21 protein-coding genes are annotated in these 25,791 nt (G+C 71.4%); 13 read left to right on the top strand and 8 right to left on the bottom strand.

The window, feature by feature from the left end; genetic code table 11:
* Positions 1 to 6: 6 nt before the first annotated feature.
* The 4 genes from RWH43_RS12175 to RWH43_RS12160 form a co-directional block, all read right to left on the bottom strand.
* Positions 7 to 1,527, bottom strand: a complete 1,521-nt coding sequence (locus RWH43_RS12175; RefSeq protein ID WP_316001606.1) for an alpha-N-arabinofuranosidase — start codon at positions 1,525 to 1,527, stop codon at positions 7 to 9.
* 73 nt (positions 1,528 to 1,600) lie between these two features.
* Positions 1,601 to 2,950: an ABC transporter substrate-binding protein gene (locus RWH43_RS12170; protein ID WP_144834600.1), complete on the bottom strand. Its 1,350-nt coding sequence runs from the start codon at positions 2,948 to 2,950 to the stop codon at positions 1,601 to 1,603.
* Between the two features lie 88 nt (positions 2,951 to 3,038).
* Positions 3,039 to 3,974 carry a carbohydrate ABC transporter permease gene (locus RWH43_RS12165; protein WP_187358484.1) on the bottom strand — a complete coding sequence of 312 codons (936 nt, stop codon included), beginning with the start codon at positions 3,972 to 3,974 and terminating at the stop codon, positions 3,039 to 3,041.
* Complete coding sequence (locus RWH43_RS12160; protein ID WP_144834602.1) at positions 3,971 to 4,894, bottom strand: carbohydrate ABC transporter permease; 924 nt, start codon at positions 4,892 to 4,894, stop codon at positions 3,971 to 3,973. The genes RWH43_RS12165 and RWH43_RS12160 overlap by 4 nt, the downstream gene beginning before the upstream one ends.
* A gap of 113 nt (positions 4,895 to 5,007) precedes the next feature.
* Here RWH43_RS12160 and RWH43_RS12155 point away from each other — a divergent pair, with 113 nt between their 5' ends.
* On the top strand, positions 5,008 to 6,051 hold the full coding sequence (locus RWH43_RS12155) for a LacI family DNA-binding transcriptional regulator (protein WP_186325562.1): 1,044 nt from the start codon (positions 5,008 to 5,010) through the stop codon (positions 6,049 to 6,051).
* A 41-nt stretch (positions 6,052 to 6,092) separates the two neighbouring features.
* Here RWH43_RS12155 and RWH43_RS12150 read toward each other — a convergent pair whose 3' ends face one another.
* From RWH43_RS12150 to RWH43_RS12140, 3 genes are read right to left on the bottom strand one after another with little or no spacing between them, the layout of a single operon-like run.
* Positions 6,093 to 7,682, bottom strand: coding sequence for an acyltransferase (locus RWH43_RS12150; RefSeq protein ID WP_154097615.1), 1,590 nt, complete (start codon positions 7,680 to 7,682; stop codon positions 6,093 to 6,095).
* A complete protein-coding gene (locus RWH43_RS12145; protein ID WP_144834605.1) occupies positions 7,679 to 8,785 on the bottom strand; it encodes a substrate-binding domain-containing protein in 1,107 nt (368 codons plus the stop codon). The genes RWH43_RS12150 and RWH43_RS12145 overlap by 4 nt, the downstream gene beginning before the upstream one ends.
* Positions 8,782 to 10,710, bottom strand: a complete 1,929-nt coding sequence (locus tag RWH43_RS12140; RefSeq protein ID WP_316001605.1) for a heparinase II/III domain-containing protein — start codon at positions 10,708 to 10,710, stop codon at positions 8,782 to 8,784. Before RWH43_RS12140 ends, RWH43_RS12145 begins: the two co-directional genes overlap by 4 nt.
* Positions 10,711 to 10,864: 154 nt before the next feature.
* Here RWH43_RS12140 and RWH43_RS12135 point away from each other — a divergent pair, with 154 nt between their 5' ends.
* The 12 genes from RWH43_RS12135 (at position 10,865) to RWH43_RS12080 (ending at position 23,136) form a co-directional block, all read left to right on the top strand.
* Positions 10,865 to 12,865 carry a DUF2264 domain-containing protein gene (locus RWH43_RS12135; protein ID WP_316001709.1) on the top strand — a complete coding sequence of 667 codons (2,001 nt, stop codon included), beginning with the start codon at positions 10,865 to 10,867 and terminating at the stop codon, positions 12,863 to 12,865.
* Complete coding sequence (locus RWH43_RS12130; RefSeq protein WP_144834608.1) at positions 12,862 to 14,163, top strand: ABC transporter substrate-binding protein; 1,302 nt, start codon at positions 12,862 to 12,864, stop codon at positions 14,161 to 14,163. The genes RWH43_RS12135 and RWH43_RS12130 overlap by 4 nt, the downstream gene beginning before the upstream one ends.
* A gap of 71 nt (positions 14,164 to 14,234) precedes the next feature.
* On the top strand, positions 14,235 to 15,173 hold the full coding sequence (locus RWH43_RS12125; protein ID WP_144834610.1) for a carbohydrate ABC transporter permease: 939 nt from the start codon (positions 14,235 to 14,237) through the stop codon (positions 15,171 to 15,173).
* Positions 15,173 to 16,090 carry a carbohydrate ABC transporter permease gene (locus tag RWH43_RS12120; RefSeq protein WP_230705248.1) on the top strand — a complete coding sequence of 306 codons (918 nt, stop codon included), beginning with the start codon at positions 15,173 to 15,175 and terminating at the stop codon, positions 16,088 to 16,090. The genes RWH43_RS12125 and RWH43_RS12120 overlap by 1 nt, the downstream gene beginning before the upstream one ends.
* A 3-nt stretch (positions 16,091 to 16,093) precedes the next feature.
* Positions 16,094 to 16,765, top strand: a complete 672-nt coding sequence (locus tag RWH43_RS12115; protein WP_154097610.1) for a YesL family protein — start codon at positions 16,094 to 16,096, stop codon at positions 16,763 to 16,765.
* A gap of 16 nt (positions 16,766 to 16,781) precedes the next feature.
* A complete protein-coding gene (locus tag RWH43_RS12110; RefSeq protein ID WP_316001604.1) occupies positions 16,782 to 17,951 on the top strand; it encodes a glycoside hydrolase family 88 protein in 1,170 nt (389 codons plus the stop codon).
* Positions 17,948 to 18,808, top strand: coding sequence for a fumarylacetoacetate hydrolase family protein (locus RWH43_RS12105; RefSeq protein ID WP_316001603.1), 861 nt, complete (start codon positions 17,948 to 17,950; stop codon positions 18,806 to 18,808). Before RWH43_RS12110 ends, RWH43_RS12105 begins: the two co-directional genes overlap by 4 nt.
* A complete protein-coding gene (kduD, locus tag RWH43_RS12100; protein WP_230705244.1) occupies positions 18,805 to 19,569 on the top strand; it encodes a 2-dehydro-3-deoxy-D-gluconate 5-dehydrogenase KduD in 765 nt (254 codons plus the stop codon). Before RWH43_RS12105 ends, kduD begins: the two co-directional genes overlap by 4 nt.
* Positions 19,570 to 19,615: 46 nt before the next feature.
* Positions 19,616 to 20,458 (top strand): 5-dehydro-4-deoxy-D-glucuronate isomerase, encoded by an 843-nt coding sequence (gene kduI, locus RWH43_RS12095; protein WP_144834622.1) that lies wholly within the window; start codon positions 19,616 to 19,618, stop codon positions 20,456 to 20,458.
* Entirely contained in the window at positions 20,458 to 21,363 is a 906-nt protein-coding gene (locus RWH43_RS12090) for a sugar kinase (protein WP_316001602.1), read from the top strand. Before kduI ends, RWH43_RS12090 begins: the two co-directional genes overlap by 1 nt.
* Positions 21,360 to 21,983, top strand: coding sequence for a bifunctional 4-hydroxy-2-oxoglutarate aldolase/2-dehydro-3-deoxy-phosphogluconate aldolase (locus RWH43_RS12085; protein ID WP_316001601.1), 624 nt, complete (start codon positions 21,360 to 21,362; stop codon positions 21,981 to 21,983). Before RWH43_RS12090 ends, RWH43_RS12085 begins: the two co-directional genes overlap by 4 nt.
* Before the next feature lie 106 nt (positions 21,984 to 22,089).
* Entirely contained in the window at positions 22,090 to 23,136 is a 1,047-nt protein-coding gene (locus tag RWH43_RS12080) for an NAD(P)-dependent alcohol dehydrogenase (protein ID WP_230705241.1), read from the top strand.
* 932 nt (positions 23,137 to 24,068) lie between these two features.
* Here RWH43_RS12080 and pgm read toward each other — a convergent pair.
* On the bottom strand, positions 24,069 to 25,715 hold the full coding sequence (gene pgm / locus RWH43_RS12075) for a phosphoglucomutase (alpha-D-glucose-1,6-bisphosphate-dependent) (protein WP_154097603.1): 1,647 nt from the start codon (positions 25,713 to 25,715) through the stop codon (positions 24,069 to 24,071).
* Positions 25,716 to 25,791 lie beyond the last annotated feature (76 nt).

Below are 25,791 nucleotides of genomic sequence, written 5' to 3'. Positions count from 1 at the left end.
TTCGGGTCAGTCGATGAGGCGCGCGGTCAGGCGCACCCAGGCGAGGGCGGGGAGGGTGAAGCGCAGGATGCCGTCGGAGCCGGCCTCGACCGCGAGGGTCGCCGGCGCGACGGGCTCGCCGTCGGCGGAGTTGGTGGTGTGGCGGTCGCCGCCCTCGGGGATCGTGACCACGACCGCCTCGACGTCGGCGACACGGCCGAGGTCGAGCTCGACGGAGGTCGCGGCGTCGAGGGCGCGGTGCGCGAGGAACACCGACACGGCATCGCCGTCGACGGTCGCCACGGCGTCGACCGCGTCGACGGTGCCGTGGCGGGCGGTGTCGATCGTGTCTCCCTCGACGCGGGGGTGCACGACCCGACCGGTGGCGGCCGGGGCCGTCAGGGCGAAGGGATGGAACGTGCTCTGTCGCCAGGCGGCGCCGCCACCGGGCTCGGTGCGGATCGGCGCGATGACGTTGACCAGCTGCGCGAGGTTCGCCATCGAGACGCGGTCGGAGCGGCGGATGAGCGTGATGAGCAGGGAGCCGACGACGACCGCGTCGGTGACGGTGTAGTCGTCTTCGATGAGGCGCGGGGCGATCGGCCAGTCGCCGGTGAACACGCGCGGCTTGTCGACCTCGTTCCAGCGGGTCTGGTTCCAGACGTTCCACTCGTCGACGCTGATGCCGATCGTGCCGCCATCGGGGGTGGTCGCGCCGACCTCGTCGATGATGTCGGCGACCTCGCCGATGTAGCGGTCGAGGGCTGCGCCGCTGGCGAGGAAGCTCGCCGGGTCGGAGGGGTCTTCCTCGTAGTACGCGTGCACCGAGATGTGGTCGACGAGACCCGCCGTGTGGCGCAGCACGCTGCGCTCCCACGCGCCGAACGTCGGCATCTCGTGGTTCGAACTGCCCGCGGCGACCAGCTCGATCGAGGGGTCGAGGAAGCGCATCATGCGCGCGGTCTCGGCGGCGAGGCGGCCGTACTCGTCGGCGGTCTTGTGGCCGATCTGCCACGGGCCGTCCATCTCGTTGCCGAGGCACCACAGGCGGATGCCGAAGGGCTCTTCGCGGCCGTTCTCACGGCGACGGTCGCTGAGCGCGGTGCCGGAGGGGTGGTTCGCGTACTCGAGCAGGTCGGCGGCCTCGGCCACACCGCGGGTACCGAGGTTGACGGCCTCCATGACCTCGAGCCCCGCGGCATCCGCCCACTCGGCGAACTCGTGCAGGCCGACCTGGTTCGTCTCGGTGCTGTGCCACGCCGCCTCGAGGCGCACGGGGCGCTGGTCGCGGGGGCCGACGCCGTCTTCCCACCGGTAGCCCGAGACGAAGTTGCCGCCGGGGTAACGCACGACGGTCGCGCCGAGCTCGCGCACGAGCTCGAGCACGTCGGCGCGGAAGCCGTTCGCGTCGGCGGCAGCGTGCTCGGGGGAGTGGATGCCGTCGTAGACGCAGCGACCCATGTGCTCGACGAACGAGCCGAACAGGCGGCGGGGGACCTCGGCTCCGAGCGCCGTGCGGTCGACCGAGATGAGGGTGGGGGAGGTCATTCGGGTCTCTCCTGCGGGGAAGGGAAGGGCGGGTCGCATGCGTGCACGCGACCCGCCCCGGTGTTCTGCTGACTTACTTGTTGACCGAGAAGCCCTGGTCGTTGCCGTACTGCACGAGCTGGTCCTGCCAGGTCGAAAGCCCCGCGTTCAAGTCGCTCTTGTTGGCGTAGGCCTGGCCGACGGTGTCGCTGAAGATGCTGTTCGCGTAGACCTGGAAGGGCAGGTAGCTCCAGCCCTCGCGGACCTCGCTCGAGGCCTGGGTGAGCACCTCGTTGATCTTCTGTCCGCCGAAGTAGTCCGAGGCCTGGTCGACGAACTCCGGGTCGCTCAGCTGAGCGGTGGTGGAGGGGAAGCCGCCCGACTCCGCGAAGATCTTGATGCTGTCTTCGTCGTTGTTCAGCCACTTCAGGAAGCCGGCCGCGAGAGCGGGGTTCTTGCTCTGCTTGACCACGGCCTGACCGCCGCCACCGTTCTCGGCCGTGACGGGCGTGCCGTCGTAGGTCGGGATGGGCGCGACGGCCCACTTGCCGGAGCCCTCGGGAACCGAGGCCTCGAGCGAGCCGGGCATCCACGCGCCCGTGATGAGCGTCGCGATCGAACCGTCACCGAGGCCCTTGAACCACTCGTCGCTCCACGCGGGGGTGTCGGCGAGCAGGCCGCCCTCGATGAAACGGTTCCAGTTGTCGGCGAAGGTCTTCGAACCCTCGTCCTGCAGGTCGACGGTCACGTCGGTGCCGGAGGTCTTGAAGGGGGTGCCGCCGGCCTGCCAGATCATGCTCGTGGCGAAGCCGGAGTCGCCGGTGTCGGAGGTGATGTACTTCGACGGGTCGGCGGCGTGCAGCTTCTGCGCTGCGGCGTAGTACTCGTCCCACGTGGTGGGCACGGAGATGCCGAACTGGTCGAAGACCTCCTTGTTGTAGAACAGGGCCATGGGGCCCGAGTCCTGCGGGAGGCCGTAGATCTTGCCGTCGAACTGCACCGAGTTCCACGGCCCCGAGCTGTAGTCGCCCGAGAGGTCGCCGAAGCCGTACGACGACAGGTCGAGCAGCGAGTCGGAGAGGGCGAACTGCGGGAAGGCGTAGTACTCGATCTGCACGACGTCGGGGGCGCCCGAGCCGGCCTTGATGGCGTTCTGCAGCTTGGTGTACTCGTCGGTGTTGGTGCCCGCGTTGACGAGGTTGACCTTGACCTTGGGGTACTTCTCCTGGAAGGCCTTGACCTGCGCCTCGGCCGAGGGGGTCCACGACCAGTACGTGATCTCGCCACCGGCCTCGAGGGCCTTCTCGATGTCGTCGGCCGAGCCGGCGGCACCACCCCCGGCGCCACCTCCCGAGCACGCGGTGAGCGCGCCCACCGACAGGGCGGTGGCGGCGACGGCGAAGACGGCCCGCCGCGCGGCGGATCCCTTGCGCATGAATGTCATCGGATTCCTCTACTTCGTTGTTGTGGATGTGGTGCGGGTGCAGGTGCGGCGACCCGGAACGGATGCCGCGGGGAGGGGAGTCAGGGGGTCACTGCTTGACGCTGCCGGCGCTCAGGCCCGACTGCCAGAAGCGCTGCAGCACCAGGAACGCGGCGACGATCGGGATGATCGACAGCAGGGCGCCGGTGATGACGAGGTTGTAGATCGGCTGGGCGCCGACGCCGGTCGCCTGGGCGTTCCACTGGTTGAGTCCGACGGTCAGCGGGTACCAGGCCGGGTCGCTCAGCATGATCAGCGGGAGGAAGTAGTTGTTCCACGTCGCGACGACGGCGAACAGCAGCACGGTGACGATGCCGGGGGTCAGCAGCCGGATCGAGATGGTGAAGAAGGTGCGGAACTCACCCGCGCCGTCCATGCGCGCCGCCTCGAGCAGTTCGGTGGGGATGGCATCCGAGGCGTAGACCCAGATGAGGTAGAGCCCGAACGGGCTGATGAGCGAGGGGATGATGATCGCCCACGGGGTGTTGGTGAGTCCCAGCTGGCTGAACAGCAGGAAGGTCGGCACCGCCAGCGCGGTTCCGGGCACGGCGATCGCGCCCAGCACGACCGCGAAGACCGCCTTGCGACCGCGGAAGTTGTACTTGGCCAGGCCGTAGCCGGCGAGGGTGGCCAGCAGGGTCGCCCCGCCCGCGCCGACGACGACGTACAGCAGCGTGTTGCCGAGCCAGCGCACGAAGATGCCGTCGCGGTAGGTGAGGGTCGCGGCGATGTTGTCGAACAGGGCGAAGCTGTTGCCCGGGCCCAGGCCGAACGTGGTGAACAGGTCGGGCTGGGTCTTGGTGGCGTTGATGAGCAGCCAGGCCAGCGGCACGAGCGTGTACAGCAGGTACAGGCCCATCACGATGCTCAGCACGACCGACTTCTTGCTGCGCGGCGTGGAGCTGCGGGCGAAGCCACGGGGACGGCGGGCCGCGGGGGCGGTCGCGCTGACGGTATCGGTGCGGGGTGCGGTCGCGGTGGTCATCGCGCCTCCTGACGTGAGCCGCGCAGCTGCACGACGTAGGCGATGACGGCCGTGACGATGCCCATGATGATGGCGATCGTGGCCGCGTAGTTGTACTGCTGACCGGCGAACGAGAGGTTGTACGCGTACATGTTCGGCGTGAAGAACGTCGAGATCGTGTTCGGGGCCAGGGGCTTGAGGATGTTCGGCTCGTTGAAGAGCTGGAAGCTGCCGATGATCGAGAAGATCGTCGCGATCACGATCGCGCCGCGGACCGCGGGGATCTTGATCGAGAAGATGGTGCGCCACGCTCCGGCACCGTCGATGGATGCCGCTTCGTACAGCTCGTTCGGAATCGTCTTGAGCGACGAGTAGAAGATCAGCATGTTGTAGCCGACGAACTGCCAGGTGACGATGTTGCCGATCGACACCAGCATCCACTCGGGCACGAACGGCTGCACGACGTTGCCGCCGAGCAGGTCGTTGAGGTTGCGGGTGAGACCGAACTGGTCGCCGTAGATGTACCCCCACATCAGCACCGCCACGACGGCGGGCACGGCGTAGGGCAGGAAGATCACGATGCGGTAGAAGCCGGCGGCGTGCAGGCGCGCGCTGTCGATGGCGAGCGCCGCGGCCAACGCGAGCAGCAGCATGACCGGCACCTGCACGACGAGGAAGATCGCCACGCGCCCCAGGCCGTCCCAGAACTTCTCGTCGCCGAGGGCGGTGACGTAGTTGTCGAGGCCGACGAAGGCGTTGCCGCCGATCAGCTGGTCGCGGAACAGGCTGAGGTAGATCGAGAACGCGAGCGGGGCGAGGAACACCAGCGCGAACACGAGCGCGAACGGTGCCACGAACAGCCAGCCGCGGTCGTCGATACGGGAGCGCCGCTTGCGTTTCGGGGTGCGCAGGGCGGGCGGGGGTGCCGCGGTGGTCGTCATCGTCCGGTGCCTCTTCGTTGGTGCGCATCCGAGTCGGGGTGGCTCGGATGTTGACGTAAACATAACCAGGTTCGCGCTAGGGTGTCAACGTCAACATCCCAGAGGGGGCCCGCATGAGCGAGACGACGACGACGTCGCCCGCGATCCCGGCGCGAGGGCGCCGCCGCGAAGTGTCGATGGCCGATGTGGCTGCGGCCGCGGGCGTGTCGGGCCAGACGGTCTCGCGCGTGGCGAACGGTCGCACCAACGTCGACCCCGACACCCGGCAGCGCGTGCTCGATGCGATGGCGACCCTCGGCTACCGCCCCAACAGCGCGGCGCGGGCGCTGCGCTCCGGGCGCTTCCGCAGCATCGGCGTGATCATGTTCTCGCTCAGCTCCTACGGCAACACGCGCACCCTCGACGCCCTCGCGTCGGTGGCCGCGGCATCCGGATACTCCATCACGCTCATCACGCTGCACTCCGCGTCGCAGTCCGACGTGTCGGGGGCCTTCCTGCGCCTGCGCGAACACGCCGTCGACGGCATCGTGATCCTCATCGAGACGCACCGCCTCGGCGAGAACGAGCTGTCGATCCCTTCGGGGTTGCCGGTCGTGGTCGTCGACTCCAGCGCCGACTATCCCTACGCGGTCGTCGACAACGACCAGGCGCAAGGCGCCCGGCTGGCCACCGAGCACCTGCTCGACTTGGGCCACGAGAGCGTCTGGCACGTGTCGGGCCCGCTCGAATCGTTCGCCGCCGAGCGTCGTCGCGTCGCCTGGCGAGCGGCCCTCGAGTCACGCGGATGCCGCGTGCCCGACGTGCTCATCGGCGACTGGACCGCGGAGTCGGGCCATCGCATCGGCGCTGATCTCGCGCAGCGACCCGAGGTGACGGCGGTGTTCGCCGCGAACGACCAGATGGCGCTCGGGGTGATCCGCGCCCTGCACGAGGCGGGTCGAGCCGTGCCGGGCGAGGTCAGCGTGGTCGGTTTCGACGACATGCCCGAGGCCGCGAACTTCTGGCCCCCGCTGACCACCGTGCGTCAGCGTTTCGAGCGGGTAGGCGAAGAGGCCATGAGCGCTTTGATCGCCGACATCGAGGGATCCGGCGGCGAGCACGCCCGCACCCTCGTCCCCACCTCGCTGGTCGTGCGCGCGAGCTCCGGCCCGCGCTGACGCCCCGGGCGACGCGGGTTCCGTGGGACCTCCCGCGGGCCTCAGAGCGGTGCCGGCTCGGGCCGGTGCACCCCGCGCGGGCGAAAGCCCAGGGCGTCGGAGGCCTCGAGCAGGTCGGCGAGGTGCCAGACGATGGTGAGCCACATCTCGGTGCCCTGCAGCCCCGGATCGTCGGCGTCGAGGCGGAACGCCGCGCCGGCGCCCTCGCGCCAGCCGGTGAGCGCGTGACGCAGCAGCTCGCCCGCCAGTTCGCGCACCTCCGCGCGGCGGTACCCCGTCTGCCGGGTGAGCCAGAGGGGGTGGGCGATGTCGAGCACCGTGCACGCGTCGCGGCGGTCGGGGCGCATCCACCGGTCATCGCGCGCGTGGCGCAGCACGGTGTCGATGACGGCTTCGGGGTGGGCGGGCGCGACGCCGAATTGGGCGAGGGTCCCGCGCGAGGCGCGGTAGAAGCCGTTGACCACCAGCCGCAGTCCCTCGTCGGGCCGGGCGGAGCCCCACATGCCGGTGCCGGGATCCGCGCGCAGCGCGAGCCACCCGAAGAGGGCCTCCGCCGTCCCGGGGGCGACGGGGTCGCCGCGCCGGCGGCTCCACCGCAGGGCGGTGCCGAACGCGTCGACGTGATGGCCGGCCCGCCAGGGATCGTCGGTCCACGGCAGGTCGTCGAGTCGCGCGACGACGGCAGCCGCGTCGTCGGCGACGTCGACGAACGGATGCCGGAACCCGGCGCCCAGCAGATCGAGGGCGTACCCCGCGCTGAGTACGCCGTAGGCCGCCTCGGGGTCGTCCCAGAGCGAGGCGGCATCCGTCATCAATCCCGTGTGCGGTCGCTGCTGCCCCGCGATGCGTTCGACCCATTCGTCGCGCGAGCCGCCCGGCGGAGGCTCCGCCGTCAGCAGGTCGCTCAGTTCGACCGCGTCGCACAGCGCCCGCAGTGACGAGGCGGCGCCCGCGCGATCGCGGAAACCGTCGTCGGTCGCGCTCGCCGCGAGGATCGCGGGAAGGTCGGCGCGCGCGGTGTCGGCGAACCGGCGCAGGTCGTCGTGCAGGGAGGGCGCAGCGGATGCCGGCTGCACGCGCCACCGCAGCAGCCGGGCCGGATTGCCGCCCACGATCGCGCCCGCCGGCACGTCCTTCGTCACGACCGCCCCCGCCGCGAGCACCGCGTGGTCGCCGACCGAGACGCCGTCGAGCACCACGACGTGCGAGCCGATCCAGACGTCGGAGCCGATGCGCACGCCGCGCGAGGTCAACGGTTGGCGGAAGACCTCCACCCCCGGCTCGAACGAGTGGTTGAACCCGATGATCGAGGTGTGCGCCCCCACGCGCACCGCATCGCCGAGGTGCACGTCGCCGCGCACGACCGTGTACGGGTTGATCGAGCAATCGGCACCGATCCGCAGCGACCCGGTGAGGTACGCCCCCGTCGCGATGTACGAGCGGTCGCCGAGGGTGAGGTCGTCGGCATCCACTCCTGCGTGCTCCGACACGAACACCCCGTCGCCGAGCGACCACCCCGGGTGCGCGGTGCGCAGCTCGTCGAGGTGCGCGCCCTGGCGCCGCCGTTCGGCGGGCGACGCCGCGCCGGGGAACGTCCACGGCGAGAAGTCGTGGGCCGCAGGGCCTGTCATGACCGCGGGGCCGCCGTCGAGGCGCGGATGTTCAGGCGCGGGCTGAGCTGCACGCGGTGCACGGGACGGTCGGGCTCGGCGATGCGCCGGGCCAGCAGCTCGACGGCCGCCTCGCCGACGCTCGCGCGCGGCGGGCTGACGGCGGTGAGAGCGGGGGTGAACAACTGCGCCACCTCGTCGTCGTACGCGATGATCGACAGGTCGTCGGGCACCGAGATGCCGCGGGTCAGGGCCAGGTCGACGAAGGCCATCGCCTCGGGGTCGGAGTGCACGAGCAGAGCCGTCACCCCGGTCGCGAGCGCCGAGTCGAGCGTGGCGTTGACGACGGCGGAGAAGTCGGGGCTCGTGCGGTCGGGCAGGGTCTGCTCGAAGTGATCGGCCGGCGTGAGCTCGAGCTCCTCGCACGCCGTCTGCCAGCCGCGCGCGATCTTGCGCGAGGTGGGGGAGTGGCGCGACAGGATGAGCCCCACCTTGCGGTGGCCGAGGGTGGCGAGGTGGCGTGCGGCCAACAGCGCGCCGAGGGCGTGATCGGTGGTGACCGACTCCATCGGCGTCCCGCCGGGCTCGAGCACGGCGTCACGTTCGACGAGCACGCTGGGCACCGGGCAGTCGGCGAGCCAGGCCATGACGTCGCGGGCGTGGGCGGTGTCGGTGTTGGGCGCGACGATCAACCCGCGCACGTCGCCGCCGGTCACGAGGCGCTCGAGCACGGGGCGTTCGTCCTGCAGCTCGTACGAGGCGCCGCGCAGCAGCATCTTGTACCCGAGCCGGCCGGCCGCGTCTTCCATCCCCCGCACCACCCCGGGCCAGTAGTAGGCCAGTGAGGGCACCAGCACGGCGATCGAGCCGACAGCGGTGTCGGCGCCGTCGGCGTCGTGCGCGGACCGCGCGGGCGCGGTCTCGCCGGGCACGGCGCCGCCGTGCACGCGGCGCAGCACCCCCTCCTTCTCGAGCTGGGCGAGGTCGCGCCGCAGCGTCACGGTGGCCACACCGAGGTCTTCGGTCAGCTGCGAGATGCGCACGGCTCCCTCGGTGCGCAGGGCGCTCACGATGTGGGCGCGACGCTCTGCGGCCAGGGGCGCGTGCGGGGTGGTGTCGGTCATGGGGTGTCCTCGGTCGGTGTGTCCAGTTCTACCGTGAGCCGGAACGTGGTGCGGGATGCCAGGGGCAGGGCGAGCCGCGTGAGTCGCGGTCCCCACACCTCGGTGAGCAGGGGGTCGTCGAGATCGCGCACCTCGGCGCGCGCGTCGATGTCGTCGGGCCACCGCACGCGGACGGCGCGGCCGTCGGCGATCGGGCGGACGAGCGCCGCGCCGGTATCGAGGTCGACGTCGCCGGCGACGACGAGGTGCAGCACCGTGTCATCGCTGGTCGAGGCGCCGTCGTCGAACCGCCAGTCGTCGGCGATCTCGACGCGTGCGGCATCGCGGTCGAGCTCGGCGCGTCGTCGCCACTCGGCGAGCCCGGCGTCGGGATACGCCCCGGCCAGGTCGACGGAGAAGACCGAGCGGTCGTCGCCGATCACGGCTGCGGCGTCGCGGGCCGCGGCATCCGCCCCCGGAGGCTGGTCCGTTCCGCGCACGACGGGCACGTTGTGCCACGCGCTCTGCATCGTCCAGATGTCGTAGCGGTCGGGGCCGAAGGTGGCCGCGGTGTAGGTGGGGCGCCCGGCATCGACGATCACCGGCACGCCGTCGACCGCGATGACGAACGAGCCGACGTCGTTGTGGTTGTGGTGCTCGCCGTTGTGGCCGCCCTTGGCGACGAGCGTGAGTCCGCGCGGGGTTCCCGCGCTCTCGCGGGCGAGGAAGACCTGGGTCGAGGGGAGCCATACGTCGCGGGGGAGGGGCGCCTCGGTCGGAGCCGCCGCGAGCCAGTCCGGGTCGGTGAGCCCGCGCAGCAGCCGTCCGAGGCCCTCCCGCTCGGTCGCCGCCGGTGCAGCGGGAAGGCGATGCGAGGCGGCCAGGGCGGCGGCATCCGCGTCGCCGAACCGGCGTGCCGCGCGGTGCAGGGCGTGCCAGGGCTGGTCCGCCGGCGGACGGGCCTGCCCGTCGGCGTGGTTGACGTACCAGTCGCCGCCGAGATGGCTGCGGTGCGGAAAGGCCACGGTCTCGCGCAAGGCCGGGATTCCGGTGGCGTCCCAGGCCCCGTCGGTGGCGTGAGCGAGCACGTCGAGCACCTCGTGGGCTCTGCAGGCGCCGTTCCACCAGTAGGCGTAGCCCTCGTCGATCGCGCCGTCGGCGGGGAGGGAGGCGACGTAGCGGTCGAGTCCCTCGACGGCGAGGGCGATGATCGCCGCCCGTTCCTCCCCTTCGTCGGGCTGGTCGAGCAGGCGGAGTGCTGCGACGACGATGTTGCCGTGGATCCACGGATTCCAGTTGTGCACGTCGCCGTCGAGCCCGATCCAGTGCCAGTCGCGCCGTCGCAGGAACGGCTCGAAGATGCGCGTGCGCGCCTCGTGCCGCACGCGGGCGCGCAGGCCCGGGGCACGCTCGTCGAGGGCGGAGGCGAGCAGGTGATCGATCCAGGCGAGCTGCGCCACCGCTTCTCCGGCACCGAGGTCGACGAACGGGTCGGTGACCGTGGCGAGCACGGACCCGTGCATGCGGAAGCTGTCGTCGTGCGCGGGCCAGCACCACGCGCTCTGCTCGCACAGCATCACGACCCCGTCGACGACCTCGTCGATCCAGGTCTCGTCGAGGGTCACGGCGGCCAGAGCCGTGACGCGGCTCAGCCGGCGCTGGCGGGCGAAGGCGGCGTCCTCCCAGGCCGTGCGGTCACCGTCGCGGTGCACGCGGGCGGCGTCGCTCGCGCGGGGGTGGGGCCAGGCGGTCGTCCGCTCGGCCTCCGCGATCGCGCGAAGGGCCTCGATGCCGGGGGCGTCGATGATGCCCCCGGGAGCCCAGGTGTCGCGGTCGGTCGCCGGGCGGAGGGGGAGCGCCTCATCGGGGTCGCGCAGCACGGTCGCTGCGGGCGCCGTGAACGCCTCGGCGAGGGGCCCGCGGAACACGGGGGACGGGAACGACATCGGTCTCCTTCAGCGGGGTGGGCCGCTAAATCGATCATAAACGATCAGGACCATTCAAGAAACATGTTGTGGTGTTCTTTTTTGGTTGATACGCTCGCCATCGTTCACTCATACCCGCGGGTGGACGACGGTCTTCAAAGGAGAACCCGTGGCGATGAACGCCCTGCCCCGCCTCGCCGGCGGCCAGCGCGACGACTGGCTCGCCGTCGCCGACGCGCTGCTCGGCGCCGCGCAGGAGCACGCGACGCCCGGCCACGGACGCATCCAGTTTCCCGGAGACGAGGGCGGCTACGGTCGCGACGTCGACGGCCTCGAAGGCTTCTCCCGCGTCTTCCTCCTCGCGGGCCTGCGCATCGCCGGTGCCGAGGGCCAGGGCGTCGACGACCTCATCGCCTTCTTCACGCGCGGCGTGCGCTCCGGCGTCGACCCCTCGGCCCCCGACCGCTGGGTGCGCATCGACGAACACGCGCAGGCCAAGGTCGAGGCGGCCTCCCTCGCCCTGGCGCTCGATCTCACCCGCCCCTGGATCTGGGACCGGCTCGACGAAACCACCCGCACTCGGGTCATCGCCTATCTCGCGCCCGTCGTGGGCGACGACACCTACCCGCAGACCAACTGGGTCTGGTTCCGCATCGTGGTCGAGACCTTCCTTCGCTCGGTCGGAGGCCCCTGGTCGGCCGACGACATCGCCGCCGACCTCGACCGGCACGACTCGTTCGTGCGCACCGACGGCTGGCTCGCCGACGGCGAAGAGCGCGCGTTCGACCACTACGTCGGCTGGGCGCTGCACGTCTACCCGGTGCTGTGGCCGCGCATGACCGGCGCCGCCGAGCTCGCGGGCGGCCGCACCACGGCAGACGTCGCGCGTCTCGATCGCTTCCTCCTCGACGCCCTGCACCTCGTCGGCGCCGACGGCTCGCCCCTGCTGCAGGGCCGCAGCCTCATCTACCGGTTCGCCGCCGCGGCGCCGTTCTGGGCCGGCGTGATGGCCGAGGTTCCCTCGGGCAGCCCGGGGCGCCTGCGCGGAGCCGCCGCACGCATCATCGACCACTTCACCGGGAACGGGGCTCCGGATGCCGAGGGCGTCCTCACCCTCGGGTGGCACGGTCCGTGGCGCGCGCTGGCGCAGTCGTACTCCGGCCCCGGTTCGCCGTACTGGGCGGTCAAGGGCCTGCTCGGCATCTGCCTGCCCGCCGACCACCCCGTCTGGGCCGCAGCCGACGAGCCGCTGCCCGTCGAAGAGGGCGACGACCTGCGCGCGATCGACGCGGCCGGGTGGATCGTCTCGGGCACGCGTTCCGACGGCATCGTGCGCGTGTTCAACCACGGCACCGACAAATCGCTCCCCGGCGCGCGCACCGCGGACTCGCCCCTGTACGCCCGCATCGGCTACTCGACCGCCACCTCGCCCCTGCTCGACGACCTCGCGTGGACCGAGCCGCTCGAGCAGTCCGCCGCGCTGGTCGACGCCGCCGGGCGGGCCACGCACCGCACCGCGCTCGAACCCCTCGGCGTGCGCGTCGTCGACGGCGTGGGCATCGCCTCGAGCGTGTCGGACGTGCACTGGGTCGAGCCCTCGCCCACCGGCCACCGCCACGGTGCGGGGCTCGCGGGCGAGATCCGTTCGGCGGGCCGCATGAGCGTGCACTCCCTCGTGCGCGGCCCGTGGGAGATCCGCATCGTGACGGTCGACGAGCTCTCCGACGACCTCGACGCGTCGGATCTGCGCCTGCGCATGGGCGGGTGGCCGATCGCGGCCGCCGAGCCCGCGCACCTCACCTCGACCGGCGCCGCCGAGGCGCGCGCGAACGACCGGGTCTCCGGCATCCGGGCCCTGGTCGACGACGCGACCTCGCAGGTGGTGGTCCGCCGCGACGCCAGCCCGCTCGGTGTCGCCGCGGCCGTGCCGGTGCTGTCGTGGGACGCGCGCGTCGGCGTTCCCTTCGCGGCTCTCGTCTCGCTGGCCGCCGAGCCGGTCGAGACCGTCGCGACCCTCGACCTCGACGAGATCACCGGGACTGCGCTGGTGACGTGGCCCGACGGGCTGCGCACGCGCACCCCCCTCACAGACTCCGGAGCCTCCCGTAGGGCGCACCGGCACTCTCGGGCCCGAAGCGGCGCCCGGAACGCAATCGCAAAGGAGCAGCACGCATGAAGCGCAAGATCATCGTCGCGACCGGGGTGGGCATCGTCGCCGCCCTGTCGCTGACCGCCTGCAGCGGCGGATCGTCCGAGGCGCCCGCCGAGTCGGGCCCCGTCACCCTGTCGATGTCGGGCTGGAGCCTCAGCACGACGCCGGAGTTCCAGGCCCTCGCCGATAAGTTCCACGAGGAGAACCCCGACATCACCGTCGAGGTCAAGGAATACGACGCGACCAACTACGACACCCTGATGACGGCCGACCTCGCCGCAGGCACCGGCCCCGACATCATCACGCAGAAGAACCTCAAGTCGTTCATCACCTACCAGGCCGGCAACCAGCTGGCCGACGTCTCCGACGTGAGCCTGCCCGACGGCATCGGCGGCGCCGGCGCGTTCCAGGTCGACGGCGCGACGTGGGCGGTGCCCTACCGCCAGGACTCGTGGGTGCTTTTCTACAACAAGGACCTCTTCACCCAGGCCGGCGTCGCCGAGCCCGACGGTTCGTGGACGTGGGATGACTACGAGAAGGCCGCGAAGGAGCTCACCACCAAGCTCGGCGCCGCCGGCTCCGCAGCCCTCGGCACGTACCAGCACAGCTGGCAGTCCACTGTCCAGGGCTTCGCCAACGCGCAGACCCCCGACGTGAACATCCTCGACGGCGAGTACGACTACATGAAGCCGTACTACGAGCGCGTGCTCGACCTGCAGTCGGCGGGTGCGCAGGTGGAGTACAACACCGTCACCGCCAACAAGCTGACCTACCAGGCCGAGTTCGGCAAGCAGTCCGCCGCGATGATGCCCATGGGCACCTGGTACGTCGCGACCCTCATCGCCCAGCAGGCCAAGGGCGAGGCCGACGCCTTCTCGTGGGGCTTCGCGCCCATCCCGCAGTTCGACTCCTCGACGACGGGCACCTCCGAGACCCCGGTGACCTTCGGCGACCCGACCGGCTTCGCCGTGAACAAGGCGGCGGATGCCACCAAGCTCGCCGCCGCGAAGAAGTTCCTCGCCTTCGCCGCCGGTGAAGACGGCGCCCAGGTGCTCGCGGGTCTGGGCATCACCCCCGCGCTGACCAGCGACTCCGTCGCCGACACGTACTTCGCCGTCAAGGGTGCTCCGACCGACGAACTGTCGAAGTTCGCCTGGTCGACGCACGACACCAAGCCGGAGAACCCCACCTCGGCCAAGACCGCGGCCGTGCAGAACATCCTGCTCGACCTGCACACCGCCGTGATGTCGGGGTCGACGTCGATCGACGACGCCATCAAGACGGCTCAGGACCGCGTGAAGAGCGAGGTCGGCGTCGGCTGACGACACCCCCTGGTGGCCGGTCCGCTCCCGGGCCGGCCACCCCTGAGACCCCCTCGAGACCTGGAGACACCATGGCGACCATCGCCGACACCCGCAAGCGGGCGCCGAAGACCGGGCCGGACCGGCCGCGGAGCCGCTCCCGTCTGACGCTGCGCAGCACCCTCATCGGGTGGAGCTTTATCCTCCCCAACTTCGTGGGGTTCGCCGCCCTCACGCTCGTGCCCGTCGTGACGTTGTTCTACATGTCGATGACGAACTGGAACGTCTTCGGGTCGTCCGCGTTCGTCGGGATCGCGAACTTCCAGCGGCTCCTCGGCGACGGTAGCTTCCGCATCGCCCTGTTCAACACGCTGTACTACGCCGCTCTGCACATCCCGCTGACGATGATCGTCGCGCTGGGACTCGCCCTGCTGCTGAACAACAAGCTGCGCGGAGTCGCCTTCTTCCGCACCGCGGCGTTCTTCCCCTACATCACCTCTATCGTCGCGATCGCGGTCGTCTGGAACCTGCTCTTCAGCCCCGAGTACGGGCCCATCAACGAGATCCTGCGGTTCTTCGGCCTGCAAAACCCGCCGGGGTGGCTCACCTCGTCGGAGTGGGCGATGCCCGCCGTCGTCATCATCAGCACGTGGCGCGACATGGGCTACTACATGATCCTGTTCCTCGCGGGCCTGCAGACCGTGCCGCGCGAGTTGCACGAGGCCGCCCGCGTCGACGGAGCCAACGTCTGGCAGCGCTTCGTCAACGTCACGCTGCCGTGCCTGCGCCCGACGACCTTCTTCGTCACGGTGATGCTGACGATCAACTCGTTCAAGATCTTCGATCTGATCCTGGTGATGACCCAGGGCGGACCCGGCCAGTCGACCCTCGTGCTGTCGCAGTTCATCTACCAGAAGGGCTTCCAGGAGAACCAGTTCGGGTACGCCTCGGCGGCCTCGATCGTGCTCTTCCTCCTCTGCATCGTGGTGACCCTGGTGCAGTTCTTCATCAACAAGAAGCGGGACGCCTGATGACCGACCTCCTCGTTCCCGACGCCACCCGCACGCTCGTCACCGCGGGGGCCAAGCCGCCGCGCCGTCGTCCCGTCGCGGGGGCGAAGCGCCCCGCGCGCCGCATCGGCCGCGTCATCGGCTACGCCGTGATGATCCTCGCCGCGGTGGCGCTGCTCATGCCGTTCTTCTGGATGATCATGAGCTCGCTCAAGACGCCCAACGACGTCTTCAGCGCCCCCGTGAAGTGGTTCCCCGAGACGTGGGTGTGGAGCAACTACGTCGACATCTGGACGCAGTCCGGCATGCTGACGTGGATCCGCAACACGCTCGTGCTGGCGGTGGTCGTCACCTTCCTGCAGGTGCTGACCGGCTCGTTCGCCGCTTACGGGTTCTCGCGCATGCGCTTCCCGGGCCGCGACGTGCTGTTCCTCGTCTACATCGGCACGATCGCCGTGCCGTGGCAGTCGTACATGATCCCGCAGTTCATCCTGCTCTCCAACGCCAAGGTCTCGAACACCCTCTGGGCGATCATCCTGATCCAGGCGTTCGGCGCCTTCGGGGTGTTCCTGATGAAGCAGTACTACGACACCATCCCCGAAGACCTCTCCGAGGCTGCGCGGCTCGACGGACTGAGCGAGTACGGCATCTGGGCCCGCATCATGCTGCCTCTGTCGGTCCCCGCGATCGCGAGCCTCACGCTGCTGACCTTCGTGAACACGTGGAACGACTACCTCGGGCCGCTCATCTACCTGCGCAGCCCCGACCTGTGGACCATCCAGCTGGGGCTCCAGAGCTTCGTGAGCACCTTGTACGACGCCAACTACGCCCTGCTGTTCGCCGGGCTCACCATGTCGGTCGTCCCGATCGCGATCGTCTTCCTCTTCGGACAGAAGTACTTCGTCGAGGGCATCGCGACCAGCGGAATGAAGGGCTGAGCCGTGCGCCGCATCTCCCACGACACGTACGCGAGCGTCTTCGCGACGGTCTACCTCGGGCTGATCGTCAACGTGATGCTGGCCGTCGCGTGCGCGCCGTTCCTCATCGTCGCCATGACGACCGACCCCGCGGCATCCTGGCCGCTGCTGCTGCTGACCGCGCCCCTGTGCGCACCGGCGCTCGCGGGGGCCCTCACCGCGTTCCGTGCGCACGGCATGGGGGAGGGGCGCGTCGTGCGCGTCTTCTGGGCCGGATGGCGCCGGACCGCCGGCAAGTCGCTCGCGATCGGCGCTCTCGCCGCCGTCGTGGTGACGCTGGCGCTGATCGACGTGCGCGCCGTCGCCACGGCCTCGTGGGGCGTGCTCGTCGTGCCGTTGTGCCTGAGCGTCGTGCTGCTCGCGCTGGCCGTCGCGCCGGTCGCGCTGACCGCCCTGGTCGAGGCTCCCGGCACGCCGCTGCGCGTGCTGCTGTCGACGGCCGCGGTGTTCGCCGTACGCCGCTGGTATCTCAGCGCCGTCAGCCTGCTGGTGCTCGCGGGGCAGGCCGTGCTCTTCACGACCTCCCCTGCGCTGGCCCTGGGCCTGACGGCCGCCCCCGCTCTCTACCTGGTGTGGGCCAACGCCCGCTTCAGCCTCCGTCCCGTGCTGCCGGCCGACGCCGCCGTGGCCGTCTGACCTGAAGGATCCCCCGATGACGACCTCCCTCCCCACCGCTCGCGTGGACACCGACCGCGCGATCGCGCAGGTGCTGGCCACGGTGCGGGCCAACATCGACGCCTTCGGCGCGCGGTACCCCGACGACACGACCCGTGAGAACCGCTATCCGCTGCGCCCCGCCGTGCCCGGCTTCGCCGAGGGCGCGAACCGCGGCTGGACCACGAGCTTCTGGCCGGGCATGCAGTGGATCGCCTACGACCTGACCGGCGACGACGTGTTCCGCGACGCCGCGCTCGGCCACGCCGCCGACTTCGGTCGCCGCGTGCGCGACGAGGACGACCTCGACACCCACGACCTCGGCTTCCTCTACACGCTGTCGTGCGTGGCGCCCGCGCGCCTCCTCGACGACGCCGAGGCCCGCGCGAGCGCCCTGTCGGCGGCCGAGCACCTCATGACGCGCTACCTGCCCTCGGCCGGGATCATCCAGGCCTGGGGCGACCTCGCCGACCCCGCGCAGCGCGGTCGCACGATCATCGACAGCCTCATGAACATGCCGCTGCTGACGTGGGCGGGCGAGCAGACCGGCGACCCGCGTTTCAGCGAGGTGGTGTCCCGGCACACGGCCGAGCTCCGCACCCGCATCCTGCGCCCCGACGGCTCGACCTTCCACACCTTCTACTGGGACGCCGAGACGGGCGAGCCGCTGCGCGGAGCGACCGAGCAGGGCGCGTTCGACGACTCGTGCTGGGCGCGCGGACAGGCGTGGGGCATCTACGGCTTCGCGCTGAACCACCGCGCCACCGGCGACGAGGCGCTGCTCGAGGCTTCCCGCACGTGCGCCGAGTACTTCCTCTCGCACCTGCCCGCCGACGACGTCCCCTTCTGGGACCTCGTGTACAACGACGGCGCCGAAGCCCCGCGCGACAGCTCCTCGGGCGCGATCGCGGTGTGCGGACTGTTCGAGCTGGCCGAGGCCGACCCCGAGAACGCGCCCCGCTGGCGCGCGGCGGCCGAGCGCATCCTCACCTCGCTCATCGCCCACTACACCCCGGCCCGGGCCGACGACGCCGACACCGTGCTGCTGCACGGCGTCTACGACCTGCCCAAGAACGTCGGCGTCGACGAGGGGACCCTCTGGGGCGACTACTTCTACTTCGAGGCGCTCGCGCGCGCCTCGCGTCCCGACTGGCGGCCCGTGTGGTGAGGCTCGCGCGCATCGACGGCGGCGCCGGCGAGCGGTCGGTGGCGGTCGTGGCGGGAGCGACCGGCGACCACGTGCTCGACCTCGGCCCGCGACCGCTGAGCGAGCTCTTCGCCGAGCTCGACGGCATCCGGGATCTGATCGAGACGACGGATGCCGAGACCCTGCCGACCCTCGACCCCTCGAGCCTGCGCGCGCCGGTGCGGCCGCGCATCCTCGCCTGCCTCGGGTACAACTACCGCGGTCACGTGCCCGACGGCGTCGACCCGACCACCGACGACCCGGCCACGCCCGACGTGTTCGTGAAGACGGCGAACACGCTCGGCGGGCCGAACGATCCCGTCGTGGTCCCCGCCGTCGCCGACGACGTCGACTACGAGGGAGAGGTGGCGGTGGTCATCGGGCGCCGCGCGCACGCCGTGCCGCTGGCCGAGGCGATGTCGTACGTCGCCGGGTACACCGTGCTCAACGACGTGTCCGACCGCTCGTGGCAGCGCAAGCAGAGCCAGTGGGCGCTCGGCAAGTGCTTCGACGGCTTCGCGCCCCTCGGCCCGTGGCTCGTGACCGCCGACGAGGTCGACCCGCAGGACCTGCTCGTCGAGGTCGTGCGCGACGGGGTCGTGACCGTCTCGCAGTCGACGGCGACGACCATCTTCTCGGTCGCCTTCGTCGTGCATCACCTGAGCCAGGTCATGACCCTCGAGCCCGGCGACGTCGTCTCGACGGGCACGCCGCAGAAGCTCCCCGACGCCCAAGAGGCGCACCGGCCCCTCGCCCCCGGCGACGCGGTGACCGTGCGCATCTCGGGCCTCGGCGAGCTCACCACCACCTTCGTCGCACCCCCGGGAGACTCCGCATGATCCTCGACACCTTCCGCCTCGACGGCCGCGTCGCCGTCATCACCGGTTCGAGCCGCGGGCTCGGCCAGGGCGCGGCCCTCGCGCTCGCCGAGGCCGGAGCCGACCTCGTGCTGATCGACCGCGGCGACGCCTCGCACACCGCCGAGCTCGCGCGCGGCCTCGGGCGGCGCGTGCACACGGTGCAGCGCGACTTCGCCACGGCCACGCCCGCCGAGCTCGCCGCCGCGATCGACGAGGCCGCCGATGCCCTCGGCCGTGTCGACATCCTCGTCAACAACGCCGGCACGATCCGTCGCGCCCCCGCCGCCGAGCACGCGACGAGCGACTGGGACGAGGTCATGGCGGTCAACGTCGACGCGGTGTTCTACCTGTCGCAGGCCGCCGGTCGCCGCATGATCGACCAGGGCTGGGGGCGCATCGTCAACGTCGCCTCGATGCTGTCGTTCCAGGGCGGCATCCTCGTCCCGGGCTACGCGGCGAGCAAGCACGCGGTCGCGGGGCTCACCAAGGCGCTGGCGAACGAGTGGGCGGCATCCGGAGTCACCGTCAACGCGATCGCCCCGGGCTACATGGCCACCGACAACACCGCGCCCATCCGCGCCGACGCCGATCGCGAGGCGTCGATCCTCGCCCGCATCCCCGCCGCCCGCTGGGGCACCCCGGCCGACCTGCAGGGTGCCTTCGTCTTCCTCGCCTCCGATGCCGCCGCGTACGTCACCGGCGCGGTGATCCCCGTCGACGGCGGGTGGCTGGTCCGCTGACGCGCGCCGCCGCCCGCCCCTTCCACCCCCGATCCAGGAGATTCGCATGACCGCCTCCATCCCCCAGCGCTACGCCACCCACCCCGAGCAGATCCCCGGCATGGACACCGCGCAGCTGCGCGAGCGCTTCCTCATCGACGACGTCTTCGTCGCCGGCGAGGTGCGCCTGACGTACACCCACCACGACCGCATCGTGCTGGGCGGAGCGGTGCCCGCCGGCTCGCCCCTGCCGCTCACGGGCTACCCCGAGATCCGCAGCGAGTACTTCCTCGAGCACCGCGAGCTCGGCATCGTCAACGTGGGCGGCGCCGGAACCGTCACCGCCGACGGCGAGGTGTACGAGCTCGTCACCGGAGCCTGCCTGTACCTCGGTCGCGGCATCCGCGACGTGGTTTTCGCCGATGGGGCGGATGCCGCGGGCGCGCAGTTCTACCTGTTCTCGGCCCCCGCGCACACGGCCTACCCCGCCGCCCTCGTCTCTCCGGGCGAAGGCACGGTCCGCGAGCTGGGCGACCAGCTCACGAGCAACCGCCGCACGCTCAACCAGTACATCCACGAGAACGGCGTGAAGAGCTGCCAGATCGTGATGGGTGTGACACAGCTGCATCCGGGATCGATGTGGAACACCATGCCGGCCCACACCCACGACCGCCGCACCGAGTGCTACCTCTACTTCGACCTGCCCGAGGAGGCGCGCGTCGTGCACCTCATGGGCGAGCGCGAAGAGACGCGTCACCTCATCGTCGGCGACCGCCAGGCGATCATCTCGCCGAGCTGGTCGCTGCACTCGGGAGTCGGCACCGCCGCGTACTCATTCGTGTGGGCGATGGCGGGCGAGAACCAGTCGTTCGACGACATGGATGCCGCGCCCATCACCGACCTGCGCTGATGAGTCCCGTGCTGCTCGCCGTCGGCGAGACGATGGCGATGCTCGCGCCCGCCGACGGGGCGGGAGTGGTCGAGGCGACCGGCTTCCTCGTCGACGCGGGCGGAGCCGAGTCGAACGTCGCCGCGCACGCCGCGGCCCTCGGCGTGACCGCACGCTGGTGGAGCCGCCTGGGCGTCGACGCACTCGGTGACCGCGTGCTGCGGCAGGTCGCGGGCCGTGGTGTCGACGTCTCGCTCGTCGAGCGCGACGCGGCGCACCCCACCGGGCTGTACGTGAAAGACCCGGGGCGCGGGGTGAGCTATTACCGCCGGGGCTCCGCGGCGTCGTGCTTCTCGAGGGCGGATGCCGCGACCCTGGCCCTCGACGGCGTCGACGTGCTGCACGTCTCGGGCATCACCGCCGCGTTGTCCGACACCGCGCGCGACTTCCTCGACGCCGCGATCGGCCGGGCGCGCGACGAGGGCGTCACCGTCAGCTTCGACGTGAACCACCGCGCCGCGCTGTGGTCGGCGGCCGAGGCCGCGCCCGTGCTGCGCGCCCTCGCCGCCCGGGCCGACCTCGTGTTCGTCGGCCGCGACGAGGCCGAGGTGCTCTGGGGCACCCCCACCGACGCCGACGTGCGCGCGCTGTTCCCGGGGATCGCCGAGCTGGTCGTGAAGGACGGCGACGTCGGCGCGACGGTGTTCGCGGGCGAGGAGCGCGTCTTCGTCCCCTCGCTGGCGGTCGAGGTTCTCGACGCCGTGGGGGCGGGTGACGCCTTCGCCGGGGGATACCTCGCCGCGCGGGCGACCGGCGCCACGGCATCCGATCGCCTCCGCTCCGGCCACGAGCGCGCCGCGCTCACCCTCCGCACCTACGGCGACTCGCTGCACGATGCCGCCCACCCCGACAGGACGCCCGCATGACCCCTCCCGATGCCACCGCCGCCTGGTTCGACGACACCTTCGCCTCCGCCCCGCTCATGGCGATCCTGCGGGGGATGGGCCGCGAGCGTTCGCTCGCGCTCGCCGCGACCGCGTGGGACCTCGGCATCGACAACGTCGAGGTTCCCCTGCAGACCCCCGCCGACGAAAAGGCCCTGCGCGCGGTGTGCGCCGCGGGAGCCGAGCGCGGGCGGATCGTCTGCGCCGGCACGATCATCGACCCCGCGCAGGTGCCGATCGCCGTCGCGGCCGGTGCGCGCTACCTCGTCTCGCCCGGGCTCGACCCCGCCGTCGTCGCCGCGGCCCGAGCGCACGGCATCCCGATCCTCCCGGGCGTCGCGACCCCCAGCGAGGTGCAGCTCGCCGTCTCGCTCGGGCTGCGCTGGCTCAAGGCGTTCCCCGCGACCTGGTTGACCCCGGCGTGGTTCCGCATGATCCGCGGACCCTTCCCCGACGTGCGGTTCGTCGCGACGGGCGGTCTCGACGCCGGCAACGTCGCCGACTACCTCGACGCCGGGGTGCGCGTGGCGGCCGTGGGCTCGGCCCTCGAGGACTCCTCGCAGCTGCCGCGCCTCGCCGCCCTGTTGTCGCCCGCCGCCTGAGGCCCTCCTCCTCTGACACTTCGCGCACATCCGTGCAAGCCCGTCCCTCGGCGGCGTCGGCGGGAGAAGATTGACCGTCCGCAACGATCCCCCACTGAGGAGACCCATGCACGTCAACGCCTACGCGGCGTCGTCCGCGACCTCACCCCTCGAGCCCACGACCATCGAGCGCCGCGACGTCGGCCCGAAGGACGTCCTGATCGACATCGCCTACGCCGGCATCTGCCACTCCGACATCCACACCATCCGCGGCGAGTGGGGCGACGTGCCCTACCCCCTGACCGTCGGCCACGAGATCGTCGGTACGGTCGCCGAGGTCGGTTCCGAGGTCACCAGCCACAAGGTCGGCGACCGCGTCGGCGTCGGCTGCATGGTCAACTCGTGCCGCGAGTGCGAGAACTGCCTCGCCGGCGAGGAGCAGTACTGCGAGAAGGGCAACATCGGTACGTACGGCGCGAAAGACGTCGACGGCACGATCACCCAGGGCGGCTACAGCGAGAAGATCGTCGTCGACGAGCACTTCGTGCTGCGCGTTCCCGAGTCGATCCCCTACGAGAAGGCCGCGCCGCTGCTGTGCGCCGGCATCACGACCTACTCGCCGCTGAACCACTGGAACGCCGGCCCCGGCAAGAAGGTCGCCGTCGTCGGTCTCGGCGGACTCGGCCACATGGCCGTCAAGATCGCCCACGCCATGGGCGCCGAGGTCACCGTGCTCTCGCAGACGCTCAGCAAGAAGGACGACGGCCTGAAGATGGGCGCCGACCACTACTACGCGACGAAGGACGACGAGACCTTCGACAAGCTCAAGAAGAGCTTCGACCTCATCATCAACACCGTCAGCGCCCCGCTCGACCTCAAGCAGTACCTGGGCCTGCTCGCCCTCAACGGCACGATGGTCAACGTCGGCGCCCCGCCGGAGCCGCTGCCCATCCAGGTCTTCACGCTGTTCACCAACCGTCGTTCCTTCGCGGGTTCGTCGATCGGCGGCATCCGCGAGACCCAGGAGATGCTCGACTTCTGCGCCGAGAACGGCATCGCGCCCGAGACCGAGCTCATCTCGGCCGACCAGATCAACGAGGCCTACGAGCGCGTGCTGAAGAGCGACGTGCGCTACCGCTTCGTGATCGACGCGAAGACCTTCGCCCCCGCCTGATCCCGGCTTCGGCCCCGGATGCCACGGCCCCGACGTTCTCCGGAGCGTCGGGGCCGCGGCGTTCCCGCCCCGGTCGGGCGTCCCGTCCCGTCCGGCCCCGCCCCTTACGGCGGCCCGCCCGCCCCGCCGGGTGCCGTCCTGCGGAGTTCGAGGCCGACACGCCGGTCTGCGGGCCCGGGGTCGCGGCGTGTCGCCGTCGACTCCGCACGACGGTTCCTGAGGGGGCGGTCGGCGCGGTGCCGTCCCCGTCCCGTCTCGGTCCCGTCCCGGTCCCGTCCCCGTCCAGGTCCCGTCCCCGTCCCGGTCCTCCCGCCGCCCCGCCGGGTGCCGTCCTGCGGAGTTCGAGGCCGACACGCCGGTCTGCCGGCCCGGGGTCACGGCGTGTCGCCGTCGACTCCGCACGACGGTTCATGAGGGGGCGGTCGGCGCGGTGCCGTCCCCGTCCCCGTCCCGGTCCCCGTCCCGGTCCCGTCCCCGTCCCGGTCCTCCCGCCGCCCCGCCGGGTGCCGTCCTGCGGAGTTCGAGGCCGACACGCCGGTCTGCGGGCCCGGGGTCACGGCGTGTCGCCGTCGACTCCGCACGACGGTTCATGAGGGGGCGGTCGGCCCGCTGCCGTCCCCGTCCCGTCCCCGTCCCGGTCCCGTCCCCGTCCCGTCCCGGTCCCGGTCCCGGTCCCGTCCCGGTCCCGGTCCCGTCCCGGTCCCGTCCCGGTCCCGGTCCCCGTCCCGGTCCCCGTCCCCGTCCCGGTCCTCCCGCCGCCCCGCCGCCCCGCCGGGTGCCGTCCTGCGGAGTTCGAGGCCGACACGCCGGTCTGCGGGCCCGGGGGTCGCGGCGTGTCGCCGTCGACTCCGCACGACGGCTCGTCGCGCCGACCCGGTACACGCGAAAGCGGCGCCGCCCCGAAGGGCGACGCCGCTGACGAACCGTGCGGATCAGGCCTGGCCGAGCGCGGCCGAGACGACCGCGCGTGCTTCTTCCTGCACCTCGCGCAGGTGGTCCTCACCGCGGAGCGACTCGGCGTACAGCTTGTAGACGTCTTCGGTGCCCGAGGGGCGCGCGGCGAACCACGCCGACTCGGTCTGCACCTTCAGCCCGCCGATCGCGGCGCCGTTGCCCGGCGCGTGCGAGAGCTTCGCGGTGATGGGTTCACCGGCGAGTTCGGTGGCCGACACGGCATCCGGAGACAGCTTCGACAGCGCCGACTTCTGTGCGGGCGACGCGGGCGCATCGACGCGCTGGTACGCCGACGATCCGAACTGCTGCTCGAGCTCGGCGTAGCGCTGCGACGGGGTCTTGCCGGTGACGGCGAGGATCTCGGCGGCCAGCAGGCAGAGCAGGATGCCGTCCTTGTCGGTCGTCCAGACCGTGCCGTCCTTGCGCAGGAACGACGCACCCGCCGACTCCTCGCCGCCGAACGCGACGGAGCCGTCGAGCAGGCCGGGGACGAACCACTTGAACCCGACGGGCACCTCGAGCAGCGTCTTGCCGAGGGCGTCGGCGACGCGGTCGATGATCATCGACGACACGAGCGTCTTGCCCACGGCGGCGTCGGCCGGCCAGTTCGGGCGGTGCGAGAACAGGTAGTCGATCGCGACCGCGAGGTAGTGGTTCGGGTTCATCAGCCCCGCGTCGGGGGTGACGATGCCGTGGCGGTCGGCGTCGGCGTCGTTGCCGGTGAGGATGTCGTAGTCGGCGCGCGCGGCGACGAGCGAGGCCATGGCCGAGGGCGACGAGGGATCCATGCGGATCTTCTCGTCCCAATCGAGCGTCATGAACTTCCACGTCGGGTCGACCTCGGGGTTCACGACCGTGAGGTCGAGGCCGTAGACCTCGGCGATGAGCGCCCAGTACTCCACCGACGCACCGCCCAGCGGGTCGGCGCCGATGCGGACGCCGGCGTTCTTGATGGCGTCGATGTCGATGATGGATGCCAGATCCCGCACGTACGCGTCGCGGAAGTCGTACTGGCCCAGGCCGTCGAGGTCGATGTCGGCGTGACGCGTGCGGGTGACGCCGTCGAGGCCGGCGGCGATGAGCTCGTTCGCACGGTCGGCGATCCAGCCCGTGGCGTCGGTGTCGGCCGGTCCGCCGTGCGGGGGGTTGTACTTGAAGCCGCCGTCGCGCGGCGGGTTGTGCGAGGGCGTGACGACGATCCCGTCGGCGCGGCCGGGGTCGGAGGCGTCGAGGTCGCGGTTGTAGGTGAGGATCGCGTGGCTGAGCGCGGGGGTCGGCACCCACGCGTCGCGCGAGTCGACGCGCACGTCGACGCCGTTGGCCACGAGCACCTCGATGGCGCTGCGTTCGGCCGGGAGCGACAGCCCGTGGGTGTCGCGGCCGAGGAACAGCGGACCGGTGATCCCCTGCGCGGCGCGGTAGTCGACGATCGCCTGGGTCGTGGCGAGGATGTGGTCTTCGTTGAAGCTCGTACTCAGCGAGGATCCGCGGTGACCGCTCGTTCCGAAGGCGACGCGCTGCTCGGGCACGGCGGCGTCGGGCTTGCGGTCGTAATACGCGGCGATCAGTTCGTCGATGTCGATGAGATCGGACGCCTCTGCGGGCTGCCCTGCGCGACTGCTCATGCGTCCAGTCTGCCCGCTCCCTCCGACATGCGCACACGCCGTGACGCATTCTGAGAGAATCCGTCACCGCGCCGCG

The sequence above is a fragment of the Microbacterium algihabitans genome, from assembly GCF_032464975.1.
GTDB classification, from domain to species: Bacteria; Actinomycetota; Actinomycetes; order Actinomycetales; family Microbacteriaceae; genus Microbacterium; species Microbacterium algihabitans.
This window is presented reverse-complemented; position numbering and strand designations above follow the sequence as displayed.

Bases quoted from the DNA above. Each gene is read 5' to 3' on its own strand.
- RWH43_RS12155 (WP_186325562.1), top strand. From the start codon at position 5,008: ATGAGCGAGACGACGACGACGTCGCCCGCGATCCCGGCGCGAGGGCGC.
- RWH43_RS12110 (WP_316001604.1), top strand. From the start codon at position 16,782: ATGACGACCTCCCTCCCCACCGCTCGCGTGGACACCGACCGCGCGATC.
- RWH43_RS12080 (WP_230705241.1), top strand. From the start codon at position 22,090: ATGCACGTCAACGCCTACGCGGCGTCGTCCGCGACCTCACCCCTCGAG.
- RWH43_RS12170 (WP_144834600.1), bottom strand. From the start codon at position 2,950: ATGACATTCATGCGCAAGGGATCCGCCGCGCGGCGGGCCGTCTTCGCC.
- RWH43_RS12160 (WP_144834602.1), bottom strand. From the start codon at position 4,894: ATGACGACCACCGCGGCACCCCCGCCCGCCCTGCGCACCCCGAAACGC.
- RWH43_RS12165 (WP_187358484.1), bottom strand. From the start codon at position 3,974: ATGACCACCGCGACCGCACCCCGCACCGATACCGTCAGCGCGACCGCC.
- RWH43_RS12125 (WP_144834610.1), top strand. From the start codon at position 14,235: ATGGCGACCATCGCCGACACCCGCAAGCGGGCGCCGAAGACCGGGCCG.
- RWH43_RS12150 (WP_154097615.1), bottom strand. From the start codon at position 7,682: ATGACAGGCCCTGCGGCCCACGACTTCTCGCCGTGGACGTTCCCCGGC.
- kduI (WP_144834622.1), top strand. From the start codon at position 19,616: ATGACCGCCTCCATCCCCCAGCGCTACGCCACCCACCCCGAGCAGATC.
- RWH43_RS12145 (WP_144834605.1), bottom strand. From the start codon at position 8,785: ATGACCGACACCACCCCGCACGCGCCCCTGGCCGCAGAGCGTCGCGCC.
- RWH43_RS12130 (WP_144834608.1), top strand. From the start codon at position 12,862: ATGAAGCGCAAGATCATCGTCGCGACCGGGGTGGGCATCGTCGCCGCC.
- RWH43_RS12090 (WP_316001602.1), top strand. From the start codon at position 20,458: ATGAGTCCCGTGCTGCTCGCCGTCGGCGAGACGATGGCGATGCTCGCG.
- RWH43_RS12140 (WP_316001605.1), bottom strand. From the start codon at position 10,710: ATGTCGTTCCCGTCCCCCGTGTTCCGCGGGCCCCTCGCCGAGGCGTTC.
- RWH43_RS12085 (WP_316001601.1), top strand. From the start codon at position 21,360: ATGACCCCTCCCGATGCCACCGCCGCCTGGTTCGACGACACCTTCGCC.
- RWH43_RS12135 (WP_316001709.1), top strand. From the start codon at position 10,865: ATGAACGCCCTGCCCCGCCTCGCCGGCGGCCAGCGCGACGACTGGCTC.
- RWH43_RS12120 (WP_230705248.1), top strand. From the start codon at position 15,173: ATGACCGACCTCCTCGTTCCCGACGCCACCCGCACGCTCGTCACCGCG.
- RWH43_RS12175 (WP_316001606.1), bottom strand. From the start codon at position 1,527: ATGACCTCCCCCACCCTCATCTCGGTCGACCGCACGGCGCTCGGAGCC.
- kduD (WP_230705244.1), top strand. From the start codon at position 18,805: ATGATCCTCGACACCTTCCGCCTCGACGGCCGCGTCGCCGTCATCACC.
- pgm (WP_154097603.1), bottom strand. From the start codon at position 25,715: ATGAGCAGTCGCGCAGGGCAGCCCGCAGAGGCGTCCGATCTCATCGAC.